This is a genomic window from Desulfovibrio sp. (assembly GCF_034006445.1).
In the GTDB taxonomy this organism is placed as follows: Bacteria; Desulfobacterota; Desulfovibrionia; order Desulfovibrionales; family Desulfovibrionaceae; genus Desulfovibrio.
Map to the genome: position 1 here is coordinate 21,938 of NZ_JAVESS010000003.1, position 13,126 is coordinate 35,063.

At 60.4% G+C, this 13,126-nt stretch carries 9 protein-coding genes; 6 read left to right on the top strand and 3 right to left on the bottom strand.

The window, feature by feature from the left end; all coding sequences use genetic code 11:
• Position 1 precedes the first annotated feature (1 nt).
• The gene (mtnA, locus tag RBR41_RS04930) at positions 2-1,120 is read right to left on the bottom strand and encodes an S-methyl-5-thioribose-1-phosphate isomerase (protein WP_320351478.1); all 1,119 of its coding nucleotides are present in this window, start codon (positions 1,118-1,120) and stop codon (positions 2-4) included.
• A 273-nt stretch (positions 1,121-1,393) separates the two neighbouring features.
• Entirely contained in the window at positions 1,394-1,615 is a 222-nt protein-coding gene (locus RBR41_RS04935) for a hypothetical protein (protein ID WP_320351479.1), read from the bottom strand.
• Here RBR41_RS04935 and RBR41_RS04940 point away from each other — a divergent pair.
• The 6 genes from RBR41_RS04940 to RBR41_RS04965 all read left to right on the top strand — a co-directional run bounded on the left by RBR41_RS04940 (position 1,596) and on the right by RBR41_RS04965 (position 9,468).
• Positions 1,596-2,777: an aminotransferase class I/II-fold pyridoxal phosphate-dependent enzyme gene (locus RBR41_RS04940; protein ID WP_320351480.1), complete on the top strand. Its 1,182-nt coding sequence runs from the start codon at positions 1,596-1,598 to the stop codon at positions 2,775-2,777. The two genes, RBR41_RS04935 and RBR41_RS04940, sit on opposite strands and share 20 nt — an antisense overlap.
• Positions 2,778-3,026: 249 nt before the next feature.
• Positions 3,027-4,376 carry a homoserine dehydrogenase gene (locus RBR41_RS04945; RefSeq protein ID WP_320351481.1) on the top strand — a complete coding sequence of 450 codons (1,350 nt, stop codon included), beginning with the start codon at positions 3,027-3,029 and terminating at the stop codon, positions 4,374-4,376.
• A complete protein-coding gene (locus RBR41_RS04950; RefSeq protein WP_320351482.1) occupies positions 4,373-5,620 on the top strand; it encodes an ATP-grasp domain-containing protein in 1,248 nt (415 codons plus the stop codon). Before RBR41_RS04945 ends, RBR41_RS04950 begins: the two co-directional genes overlap by 4 nt.
• Positions 5,621-5,639: 19 nt before the next feature.
• Complete coding sequence (locus RBR41_RS04955; protein ID WP_320351483.1) at positions 5,640-6,056, top strand: secondary thiamine-phosphate synthase enzyme YjbQ; 417 nt, start codon at positions 5,640-5,642, stop codon at positions 6,054-6,056.
• Between the two features lie 3 nt (positions 6,057-6,059).
• Complete coding sequence (locus RBR41_RS04960; protein ID WP_320351484.1) at positions 6,060-7,748, top strand: cation:proton antiporter; 1,689 nt, start codon at positions 6,060-6,062, stop codon at positions 7,746-7,748.
• A gap of 448 nt (positions 7,749-8,196) precedes the next feature.
• Positions 8,197-9,468, top strand: coding sequence for a DNA polymerase IV (locus RBR41_RS04965; RefSeq protein ID WP_320351485.1), 1,272 nt, complete (start codon positions 8,197-8,199; stop codon positions 9,466-9,468).
• A gap of 1,243 nt (positions 9,469-10,711) precedes the next feature.
• Here RBR41_RS04965 and RBR41_RS04970 read toward each other — a convergent pair.
• Positions 10,712-12,889 (bottom strand): autotransporter outer membrane beta-barrel domain-containing protein, encoded by a 2,178-nt coding sequence (locus RBR41_RS04970; RefSeq protein ID WP_320351486.1) that lies wholly within the window; start codon positions 12,887-12,889, stop codon positions 10,712-10,714.
• Between the last annotated feature and the right edge of the window lie 237 nt (positions 12,890-13,126).

Here is a 13,126-nt window from a genome sequence, read left to right on the forward strand (position 1 = left end):
TCTAGCTCCTGCCGGGCGCGGGGTCACAGTCCTCGCATTCCGGCGCTGCCCCCCCGATGCCCGCGCTGCGGCCGGTGCTCAGGTCATTGAGCGCGGCCCAGATGGACAGCCCGTAAGGCGGATACAGCACGCCTTTTTCAGTAATGATGCCGGATATATATTCCGCCGGAGTCACGTCAAAGGCATAATTGAACACAGGCACGTCCCTGGGGCACAGGCGCGTTTCGCCCACGTGGGTCACTTCCCTGTCCGGCCGCTGCTCTATGGGAATGCCCGATCCGTCGGGCGTGGCCGCGTCAATGGTGGACAGAGGCGCCGCCACATAGAAAGGAATATGAAAATGTCTGGCCAACAGGGCCACGCCGAAGGTGCCGATCTTGTTGGCCGTATCGCCGTTGGCGGCAATGCGGTCAGCGCCCACCACCACGCGCTGCACCAGCCCCCTGCTCATGAGCAGGGCGCAGGCATTGTCGCAGGCCACGGTTACGGGGATGCCGTCCCGCGCCAGTTCCCAGGCGGTGAGACGCGCGCCCTGAAGAAAGGGACGGGTTTCATCGGCAATAACGCTGACCTTCTTGCCCGACTCGGCTGCCGCGCGGATGACGCCAAGGGCCGTGCCGTAGCCCGCTGTTGCCAGGGCCCCGGCATTGCAGTGGGTGAGCACGCAGTCGCCGTCTTCGATGCAGGTTGCCCCGTGGCGGCCCAAAGTCTTGCAAGTGGCCACATCCTCATCCTGCATGGACTGGGCTTCATGAATAAAGGCCGTGAGCAGGGCTGACTGATCGATATTGGCCCCGCCAAAGGATCGCCACTTGTTGCGCATGCGATCCACACCCCAACGCAGGTTCACGGCTGTGGGTCTGGCAGCGGCTATGCGCTCCATGCCCAGTTCCAGCCTGGCGGCCCAATCCGGCCCCTGCGCCTCCTTGAGAGCCAGCACGCAGCCCCAGGCCGCCGTCACGCCGATGGCGGGCGCACCGCGCACCACCATGGTTTGCAGGGCGCTGATGACGTCCTGCGCTGTCCGGCACACAAAGTCCGACTCCTGCTCGGGCAGAAAGCGCTGATCCAGCAGATGCAACTCAAGGGTTTGATGGTCAAAACGGATATGGTCGTCCATGCGTTCCTCCGGGCATACTTGCGGCCAGATTACACCACAACGGCCTGAAAGCAAAGAGCGCCGGGTTGATCGTCAGGGGCGCATTTCTTTTTATGCGGCATAACCCTGTGAAAGGCGAGGTATTTGGCTGATTATCCCATCCAGAAGCTTTACAAACCGGCTTTTCGCTGGCTATGCTGCACAGACACTGTGAGGAACGCCTGTGGCGTCCGCCGTGGCTGCGCTTCAGACGCAGCTGACACGGTTTTTTTTCACCCTTGCGCGGCAGAGCGACTAGAGCAGTTTACGAATGAAATGAGTTACAAGCTCTGCAAGGATTTTTCTGAAAATCCTTGCCACGAAATGCGGGTAGGCGGGCTTTTGCCTGCCGTACGCGAGCATTTCAAGTGTTAAATGCTCTAGCTGGCCGCCCGCCGCGCCGCCAAGGGCGTTTTTGCCTTTGACGGGACAATCAATATGCTCTGGGAGCAAGACAATGGAAGAGTTTTCACGCATTCGCCGCCTACCCCCCTACGTTTTCGCCGTGGTTGGGGATCTCAAGATGCGGCTTCGTCGGCAGAACATCGACATCGTGGACTTCAGCATGGGCAATCCGGACATCCCCACGCCCGCACCCATTGTGGAAAAGCTCGCAGAGGCAGCACTCAAGCCCGTCAACCATCGCTATTCCCTTTCGCGCGGCATACCCAACCTGCGCAAGGCCGTCTGTGACCGCTACAAGCGCCACTTTGACGTGGACCTTGACCCGGAAAGCGAAGCCATCGTGACCATGGGCTCCAAGGAGGGCCTTGCCCACCTTTCGCTGGCCATGCTTGAGCCAGGCGACGTGGTGCTTGCGCCCGACCCCACCTACCCCATCCACAAATACGCCCCCATCATTGCGGGCGCGGACGTGCGCAGCGTGCCCATCGGCCCCGGCCGGGATTTTTTTGAAGACCTTGAAACCGCCACCCGTCAGGCCTGGCCCAAGCCCAAGCTGCTTTTCCTCTGCTATCCGCACAACCCCACCACAGAAGTGACGGATCTGGCTTTTTTTGAAAAGATTGTGGAATTCGCCAAGGCAAACAACATCTGGGTCATACACGACCTGGCCTACGCCGACCTTGTTTTTGACGGCTACAAGGCCCCGAGCTTTCTGCAGGCAAAAGGCGCCAAGGACGTGGGCGTGGAATTCTACACCCTGTCCAAAAGCTACTCCATGCCCGGCTGGCGCGTGGGCTTCTGCCTGGGCAACAAGCACCTCATCCACGCGCTGGGCCGCATCAAGAGCTATCTTGACTACGGCATCTTCCAGCCCGTGCAGATAGCCGCCACCGTGGCCCTCAACGGCCCGGAAGACTGCGTGCAGAACATCTGCGACATCTACAGGGAACGGCGCGACCGCCTTATCGACGGCCTCAACCGCATAGGCTGGGAAGTGCCTTCACCCAAGGCCACCATGTTTGTCTGGGCGCGCATACCCGAAGCCTTCCGCAAGATGGGCTCCGTGGAGTTTTCCAAGCTGCTGCTCACCGAGGCCCACGTGGCCGTTTCGCCGGGTCTTGGCTTCGGCTCTTACGGCGACGAATATGTGCGTTTTGCCCTTATTGAAAACGAACACCGCACGCGGCAGGCCGTCAGCAGCATGCGCAAGCTTTTGTCGGGCACAGCCGACTAGGGCCACGTAGCGCTGCAAATACGCATTCTCAATGATTTCGGCATGTTCACTCAAGCGCAGAACGTCTGCGCATCCACGAAGGTTCACTGCCGGAGCAGACGACGTATGCTGTTCCGCGCCTTCGACTCTTGAGAACCGTTGGCGCATGACGTAGGAGAATAGAAACGCGGAGGCCGGGCTTGCCCGGCCTCTGTCAAAACCGGTGCCTTATCAGTTGCGGCTTTGCTACCGGGCACTTTCGGAGAAATCATGACCAAGAACAGCGACAAGCCACTGGTAGTGGGCCTGGCCGGATTCGGCACAGTGGGCGGCGGCCTGGTACGCCTGATCGAGGAAAACGCGGATCTTATCCGCCGCCGTTCCGGTCGGGACATCCTGCTCAAGAAGGTTCTGGTGCGCAATGCCAAGAAGGCGCGCAGCATCCCCCTGCCCGACGGGGCGGAACTGACCACCAATCCCCGCGACCTCACGGACGATCCCGAAATCGACGTGCTGGTGGAGCTTATGGGCGGCATTGACCATGCCCGTGACCTCATTGACCGCGCTCTTGACCAGGGCAAGCACATTGTCACCGCCAACAAGGCCCTGCTGGCCGAGGAAGGCCTTGCGCTGTTCCAGAAGGCCGACCGCAAGAGGCGCATCCTGCGCTACGAGGCCAGCGTGGCCGGAGCCGTGCCCATTGTGGAAGCCCTCAAGGAAAGCCTCACGGGCAACCGCATCCAGTCCCTCATGGGCATTCTCAACGGTACGAGCAACTACATCCTGTCCGAAATGACCTCCAACGGTCTGGATTTTGACGTGGCCCTCAAGCAGGCCCAGCACCTGGGTTACGCCGAGGCCGATCCCACCCTGGATATCGACGGGCACGACGCGGCGCACAAGCTCATTCTGCTCATCCGCCTGGCCTACGGGGTGCACTATCCCTACACGGCCCTCTCGGTGCGCGGCATCCGTGGCCTTTCGGCACTGGACATCCGCCTGGCCCGTGAATTCGGCTACCGCATCAAGCTCATCGGCCAGGTGCGCCAGGTGCCCTGTCCCGAAGATAAGGCCGACGCCAAGGACTGCGGCGACGGGCCGGTACGCCTCGAAGCCGGGGTTTTTCCCGCCCTTGTTTACCACAAATACCTGCTGGCGCGCGTGGGCGGCGCATACAATGCCGTGCGCGTGGACGCCAACGCCTCCGGCCCGCTCTTTTTCCACGGGCGCGGCGCGGGCGACCTGCCCACCGCCGGAGCCGTGCTGGCCGACCTGCTGGCCGTTGCCCGCGACGAACGCCCCAACAACACCGGCTTTGTGAACAAGGAACTGCCCAAGGCCGCCATTGTGCCGCCCGAAGAATGGCGCTCCTGCTACTACGTGCGCGTGATGGTGCAGGACGCCCCCGGCGTGCTGCGTGATCTTTCGGGCTGCATGGCCGCCGAGGGCATCAGCATGGCCCAGGTCATCCAGAAGTCCGACGAAGGTCAGGGCGTGCCCCTGGTCTTCATGACCCACGAAACAACGGCCCAGGCCATGAGCGACGCCCTGCAGCGCACGCTTGACGCCGGGCTGCTCAAGGAACCCGCGGTGTACTTCCGCGTATTGGGCGGCGAATGATCATTCTCGACCAACCCTATGTTTCGCCGGAGCTGCTGGCCTACGCGGCAGCCCGGCAGGAACCTGTTCTTGATAACTATATGGCGCGGGCCTGTTCCACCGATCTGAAAATGCAGGGCAGGCAGGTGCTCAACCTCGTGCCCGAAGACCGCTTTGCCGCCATGCTGCGCGGCGGACAGGGCCAGAATCAGGGCCAGAATCAGAGCCAGGAGCAGGGCCAAAACAATAGCCCGGCCCACGGCGCGGCAGCCCCCGCCCGCCTGTATACCTGCTCCGAAAATTCCCTGGCCTGGGTGACGGAGCACTGCTCCCCTGCCCTGGCCGAAGCCATAGCCAAACTCAAGAACAAGGCGCTGACCCGCGAACTGCTGCGCCCGCTGGACCCGGACTATTACTACCGCCGCCTCAGCCTGGCCGAAATGCAGGCCCTGCCCTTCGAAGCCCTGCGCGCGCCCTGCGTGCTCAAGCCCGCCGTGGGATTTTTCAGCCTTGGGGTCTACCGCATCGGCAACGCCGAAGACTGGCATGCCGCCAAAAGCGCCATTGCCGCAGAAGCGGAGCGCTGGGCCGCGCAGTACCCGCAATCGGTGGTTGACGGCAACGACTGGCTGCTGGAAGAATATATTGATGGCGATGAATACGCCGTGGATGTATACTTTGACCAGGACGGACAGGCCGTCATCTGCAATATCCTGCGGCACGAGTTCACCGGCGACGACGACGTGAGCGACCGCCTCTACTACACCAGCGCGGACATCATCCACGAACGTCTGGCGGAATTTGAGGACTGGTTCAACAGGGTCAACGCCCTGCTGGGCCTGCGCAACTTCCCGGCGCACGTGGAACTGCGCCGCCACGCGTCCGGGCGCATCCTGCCCATCGAGTTCAACCCCCTGCGCTTTGCCGGCTGGTGCAGCACGGACGTCAGCCTTTTTGCCTGGGGCTTCCATTCCTACGGCTGCTTTCTTGAAGGCGTAAAACCGGACTGGAACAGCATCCTCAAAGGCAAGGAAGGCAAGCTGTATACCCTCATGGCGCTGAACAAGCCCGCCAACTGCCCGCCCATTCGCGACTTTGACTACGAGGCTCTGGCGAAGCAGTTCGCAAAGGTGCTCTGCCTGCGCCGCAACGACTATACCCGGTATGGCCTGTTCGGCTTTCTGTTTACTGAAACTCCCGAAAACCAGCGGGAAGAGCTGGACCGCATTGCCCGATCCGACCTGCTGGAATTTGCCCTAATCTGATCCCCCCAAGGAGGCGGTTGTGCTTAGTCTGGAATTTGAGACCACAAGCCGCAGCGACATGCGCGACATCACCTCGCAACTGCGCAGCGTGGTGCGCCGCAACGCCATTGAAAAAGGCTGGCGCAACGGCGTGCTGGCGCTCTTCTGCCCGCACACGACCTGCGGCCTCACCGTCAACGAAGGGGCAGACCCCGACGTGCGCCGCGACATGCTGACCTTTTTCAACGGGCTTGTTCCCCGCCTTGGCGACTATCACCACGCCGAAGGCAACAGCGACGCCCATATCAAGGCCACCCTGCACGGCCCTTCCCTGACCCTTTTTGTGGAAAACGGCGAACTCTGCCTCGGCACGTGGCAGTCCGTCTATCTGTGCGAAGGCGACGGCCCGCGCCGCCGCAGCATCTGGCTGCAATGGCTGGCCGGCCAGGAGGAATAAGCCATGGAACACCAGACTGACCTGATACTGACTCTCGCAGGCGGCCTTTCAGCAGCCATGGTACTGGGCTTCATCACCCAGAAGCTGCGCCTTTCGCCACTTGTGGGCTATCTGCTGGCAGGCATTCTGGTGGGGCCGTATTCGCCCGGATTCGAGGCCGATGCCTCCACAGCGGCCCAGTGCGCTGAAATCGGCGTCATTCTGCTCATGTTCGGCGTGGGGCTGCACTTTCACCTCAAGGACCTTCTGGCCGTGGGGGCCATTGCCCTCAGCGGGGCAGCCGTGCAGATTTCGGCCGCCACCCTGGCCAGTATGGTTTTGCTGCACTATTTCTTCGGCTTTTCCCTGATGTCGGCAGCCATCTTCGGCATGGCCATATCCGTGGCGAGCACCGTGGTGCTCACCCGCGTTCTCACCGACAATCACCAGCTCCACACCCATACGGGGCACGTGGCCCTGGGCTGGCTGGTGGTGGAGGACATCTTCACTATCCTGCTGCTGGTGCTGCTGCCCGCTGTGCTCAGCCCCGGAGGCGAGTTCTGGAGCGCCCTTGGCCTCACCCTGCTCAAACTGGCCGGGCTTACGGCCTTTACCCTCATTGTGGGGCAAAAGCTTATCCCCCTCTTTCTGGGCTATGTGGCCCGCACGGGCACGCGCGACCTCTTTACCCTGGCCGTCATAGCCCTGGCCCTTGGCATCGCCGTGGCAGCCGCCTACGTCTTTGACGCCAGCATGGCCCTTGGGGCTTTTCTGGCAGGCATGGTGGTGGGGCAGTCCGAGTTCAGCGCACGCGCCGCCGCCGAGGCCCTGCCCCTGCGCGACGCCTTTGCGGTGCTCTTCTTCGTCTCAGTGGGCATGCTCTTTGATCCCGTGGCCCTGCTCACGGACTGGCCCCTCATGCTCGTGACCCTCTTTGTCATCCTGGTGATCAAACCTCTGGGCGCGCTGGCCATGACCACCCTGTTTCGCAAACCCTTGCGACTGGGTCTGGCGGTTTCGGCGTCGCTCTCGCAGATTGGTGAATTTTCCTTTATTCTCGCGGCCATGGGCATCAGCCTCGGTATTTTTGACGCCAGGGTCAACAATGCCATCATTCCTGCGGCCATGATTTCCATTACGCTGAATCCCATAATTTTCCGCAAGCTTGAAGGCGTGGCGCGCTGGATAGAGGCCAAACGCAAAAGCGGCGCGCCAGCAGAAAGCGCGCCCGACACTACAATGGATGACGGCAAGCCCCATGTTGTGATCATCGGCTACGGCCCCGTGGGGCGCAGCTGTTGCAGTATTTTACGCGAGAGCGGCATCACGCCCGTGGTGGTGGAGATGAACATCGACACCGTGCGCAAGGAACGCGGCAAGGGCCTGCCCATCATTCACGGCGACGCCAGCCAGGCCGAGGTGCTGCGCGAGGCTGGCCTTGAAAAGGCCGAAGCCCTGCTTTTGACCACGCCCAGCATACCCGCCTCGGATGTGGCGGCCATCGCCAGCGCCGTCAACCCCGATGTGCGCATCCTTGTGCACACGTCCTTTGTGGGGGATGCGCGCAAGCTGCGCCAGCAGGGCGTTACCGCCGTATTCAGCGGCGAACGCGAAGTGGCGCTGGGCATGTCCGAATATCTGCTGCGCTACCTTGGTTCGCCGGAAGCCTTTGTGCAGACGGAGCTTGAGAGGGTTCGCCTGAAGCTGGATTAAGGGAAACGCTGATTTATTCCGTTTGGCGGCGTTGCTTCACTTTTTTTGAAACAGTCGAGGACGGAAGAGCCCACTCCTGCTTCAAAAAAAGATCGCGCCTTGCCAAACGAAATAACTGCGCGTTTCCAGGAGGATCTTTAATCAGTGCTTCCTTCAGAGATGCTCTGTGGGGGAGGGACCCTTTTGCAAAAGGGTCTCCTCCCCCACACCCCCTCCCCCTAAAATTCTTTATATATTTTGCATGGTACGATGGGCCTTCTGAACTGAAGCGGGGATTTCAGCCCTGACTACAGCCTGGCGTGCACGACGTCCCTGGCCCGACGTTTGCCCTGTCAGGCAGGCCCTGCTATCCTGCACGCACTCCACAAGCCGTCAGCGTTTCCAGGAGGCCCTTTAATCCGTGCTTCCCTAGTTCATTTCATTCGTAAACAGCTCCAGAGCCGCCGCCATGATTATTCATATTGATATGGACGCCTTCTTCGCCTCGGTGGAGCAAATGGACAACCCCGACCTGCAGGGCAAGCCCGTCATTGTGGGCGGCAGCAGCGACAGGGGCGTGGTTTCCACCTGTTCCTACGAGGCGCGGGCCTTTGGCGTGCATTCGGCCATGCCTATGGTCGTGGCGCGGCGGCTGTGCCCGCAGGCAATCATTGTGCGCGGGCGCTACCCACGATACAGCGAACTTTCGCACGCCATCATGAACGCCCTGCGGGATTTCTCCCCCCTTGTGGAGCCAGCCAGTGTGGACGAAGCCTATGTGGACGCCACCGGTCTTGAGCGGCTTTTTGGCCCGCTGGAAGACCTTGTGGCAGCCATCAAGGCCCGCATTGAGGAAGTCACGGGCGGCCTGACCTGCTCGGTGGGCGCGGCTCCGGTAAAATTTCTGGCCAAAATATGCTCTGAAGTGAACAAGCCTGACGGCGTGTTCATACTGTACCCCGAAAATGTGGACGCCTTTTTGTGCGCCCTGCCCGTGGGCAAGATCCCCGGTGTCGGCAAGCGCATGGTGCAAAGCCTGCAAGACCTTGGCATCAAAACCGTGGGGCAGTTGCGCCGCTTCAGCCCGGAAGTTATGGAGCGCCGCTTCGGCAAATGGGGCGCTGTGCTCTATGAGCGTGTGCACGGGCGCGACAGCCGCAAGGTGGAGACCGAGCGCGCCGCCAAGAGCGAAAGCGCGGAATGCACCTTTGCGCAGGACACGCGGGACAGGACGTTCCTGCAGCGCATGCTCATGGCCCATGCCGAGCGCGTGGGCGCCTCCCTGCGCAGGCACGGCTACAAGGGCCGCACCATTACCCTCAAGGTAAAATTTTGCGACTTCAAGCAGATCACCCGCTCCCGCACGCTGGAAGAACCCGTCAACGCCACGGAAACCATTTTTGAAACAGGCTGCCGCCTCTTGGCCGAACTGCCCCTGCCGCAGCCAGTGCGCCTCATCGGGCTTGGCGTGTCGGGCTTTGACGCGCCCGCCAACCAGCTTTTTCTGCCGGGCGCGGGCAAGGCCGCCGGGCAGAACCTGGACCCGCAGGTTGAGGCCAAAAGGCAAAAGCTGGACGCCGCCCTGGACAACCTGCGCGAGAAATTCGGCAGACAGGCCGTGCAGCGGGGCCGCCTCTTTACCCTTGCCCAGCAGGAAGACGCGCCGGAGCGCGTGAACAACGGCAAGGGCGACGGGGTGGAGAAGAAGCCCGAAAAGGGCGGGATGAAACCGGGCGGCTAGGCGTGAATGAGGGATTACAGATATGCGCGACTAGGCATGGGTATGGGCGGCTGTGAGTATGCGCGGCGGGCGCTCTGAAGAAAAAGCAGGGCCTGTCCTTTGAGATGCGGTTTGTGTGTCCTGCGGACACGACGGATTTTCGTTTATTACGTTTTGGCCGCCTGCGCGGCGGGCGGCAGATGGGGGCCTGTTAGGGGCTGCCGCCCCTCCGAGGCCCCCTCTGCACTCCCCTCGGACGACCCCGCTGGGCTTGTCGTATATCCCCACTTCCACGGGCTAGCCCTTAAGGGCTTTCCATATTCCACCATTCCACGAGGGCTGCGCGGCCTCTGCTCCGGGAGCTTCCTCGCTCCGCTCGGCGATCTCCCAGCGCGCCGCGCAATGCCAGCGTGCTCCTTTGCGTTGAATGCAAGGCCAAGCGGCTTCTGGCTGGCTTGAGACATAGTGGCGGATTTGGGCTTTATATCTGATCGTTATGTAGCGTCCAACCGTAGCCGCAGCTTTGGCGTGGTTCAGTCCAAAAAAATCTGTCGCGCAAGCAACGCCGTGAAGTCTGTGTAGTTTCTCAGACAGGGCAAGGATTGGTGCCGGGGCGGCGTCATAAAGAACCGAAGCCGACACGTCGGCGAGATTCGTGCGAACCGCCCCTTTTCGAAAAACCTGCCGCCTGCGGAGCCTTCCACGCATTTCAAAAAACCAGTCTCAAAGCCCCAACCTCCGCATCACACTGTACCTTTTTCCGACAGCGAAAATACGTTTCTGAGACTTCCTACAGCACCCACATGCCCCAAATCTCTCATTCAGCGCGACCCCTACGCTGGCATTGCGCGGCGCGGAGGGAGATCGCCGAGCGCAGCGAGGAAGCTCCCGGAGCAGAAGCCGCGCAGCCCTCGTGGAATGTCGGAAGCTGGAAAACCCCAGGGGGGTGCTTCGGGGGGGATGCAAGGGGGGCCGAGAAGGGGGCGCAGCCCCATAACCGGCCCCGCCTTGCCCTCGCCGGAGGCGGCCCAAACAACAAATAAAAAAAGGCCTCCGTGCCCGCAGGGCACACAAACCGCCTCTCAAAGAACAGACTCTGCTTTGTTCTCTTCAGAGCGCCCGCCGCCATGCCCCCTACGCCCCAGCCCTCGCCGGAGGCGGCCCAAACAACAAATAAAAAAAGGCCTCCGTGCCCGCAGGGCACAAAAATCCCCTCTCAAAGGACAGGGCACTACAGATTTTGGCAGCTGCTGCAATTTATACTTCAAAACTCCCACCTGGCCTGCAGGCTGCCTGTCACACCCTCTCTTTTGCCCGTATACCCCTGCACGCCGAGGTCAAAGGACAGGGGCAGCGTTTGGGAGGGCTTGAGCAACAGGCCCAACTCGCCGATGCCGGTATCCCCGCGCATGGACGGGGCTTGCATACTGTAGCCATTGGTGGAGGCGCGGGCCTTGCCATCAAATTCATGTTCCCAGGCAACACCAGCGTAGGGGCTGACATATTCATTTACCAGGTAGGCGAAGCGAGAACCAAACCGCAGACGGCTGGAATACACATCATCAAAATCAATGGGGTCGCCAGTGGACAGCCTGATGGAATCGCCCGACTGCCGCGTCCAGAAGTACTTGCCATAGAAGTCAAGACTGGCAGCGTCAGTAATGTTCCATATATAGCCTGCGCCCAAATGCAGGCCGTAATATGGCGTGTCGCTGTCATACTCCGCCTCGCGCCCGGTGGCGTCGCGCAGGTCTGAGCTGTCGTATTTATTGTGTATCGAGCCTGCGCGGCCGCTGGCTTCGGTATAAAAATGACCGGGGCCGGTGGATGTGAAATCCATACGGGCCAACAGGCCGCCGCCCAGATAGTACGTGTTGCCGTTGCCGTCCACGTCAGCGGCATTGCTGAAGGAGTTGGCGGTATTGTACGAGCCATTGCCGTACTCGAAAAAAGGACCCGCTGTAAAACGTCCAAGAGTACAATCAGCGCCCCAGGCAAGCCCAGTGAGCAGGGACAGGCTCCTCATGTCCACATGCGAGCCGGTGTTGAAACGAAGTGAACCGCCAGAAAGCGAGCCGAACCCGGCAAGCACGTTCTCACCCGCACCGGAAGCGGCCTGCACGGCAGATTCCATACCCTTGCCCGCCGCGAGATCCGCTCCTTGCAATGTCATGGCCATGCCGCCGATAAATCCTTCTGACAGAGCTTTCGCTTGCGGGTTTACGCTGGAAGAGGTGACAGTGGCCAGTAATTTGTTACCCTGAGTCAAAATGTCGAAATTATAACGCAGGGCCACGCCCTGACTGTTGACCGTGCTGTTGGCGGGTGTGCCGGTCAGCGTTTCGGCGTCGATGAGCACCACATGGTCCCCATTTTTTAGAGGTGCGGCACCGCCCGCAACACCCACGTTGATTGTGGCCTTTCTGCCTGTGCCATCGCTGTTTTCAGAAAGACGCGCCTCGACGGTCGTGGTAAGTGCGGTATCCCCCGCCGCCAGGGAGGAGGGCAGGTAGAAGTTGATATTCTGAAAATTGTACAGGCCCCGCACAGTCAGGCCCGATGTTTTTATATTCAGGGTGTTGCCGCTGAAGTCATCTTCGTCTATGGACTCATGAGGGTCTGTTACATTTTTGACAAAGCCGCCGAAAATTCTGCTGCTTGCCAGGTTGGGAGCGCCGCTGATGGTCACACTGTTGCCCGTGGCCCAACCGCCCACGCGGGTGCCGCTAAAGCCGCCATAGATATCGCAGCGTACCTCGCCGCCGCTGAGGATTACGCTATTGCCCACAGCCCTGGCGATGCCAAGAGAGGCAAAAGCATAGCCGCCATAAATGTCATTGGTGACCGTGCTGTCTATGACAATCGCCTCATTCCCCGTGGCTATGGCCTCCGTACCCGCGTGTGCCCTGGCGCGACCGCCGGAAATGTCATTTACTGTAGCGCCGGTAACATGCACCCTGTTGTCGCCAGACAAAGCCGTACCTTTAATGTTCGAGGCAGCGCCGCCGACAATGCTGTCGAACATCCCCCCCCTGACGAGCACACTATTGCCCGTGGCTATGGCGCTGGAATAATCTGTTGTATCGGCGAACCCCCCAATAGCATTGGTGTAGATTGATCCGGTGAAATTTGTGATCTCCACCCAGTTGTCCTTGGCCATAGCACTAACGAGATTGCTTCTATGATAGCCGCCGCTGATTATCCAGTTTACCGTACCACCCGTTACGGTCACGGTATTGCCGGACGCATTGGCATTGTTGATAGTTGCTCTAAGGTTCGTGCCACCGATGCCTGTGCTGTCACCCGCATTGACGGGGTTGCCGATAACGTAATCATACGTTCCAGAACTATACTCCACAGTGGCGGCCAGACCATACAGCGGCAACAGGAAGAACAGAGCCGCAAGAGCAAGTGGCAAGACGTACAGCTTATGATGCAACATGGTAATTCCCCTCAGATGACAACATCATTTTGAAACACTTTAGTTGCAAGCGCACGTCAAATAAGAATTCTGCTGTGTTAATGCCTGTCAGATCAGGCTTTAACTACGCGGCACCTATCTTGCGCGCGAATATGACCCGCAAATCTGCCTCCATATTGTGTTACTGCTTTTGAATGAAAGCGTTCTGCTTTTTCACACTGGGCAGTGTCGTTGCAAGATTTGACACCAAAAAAATAC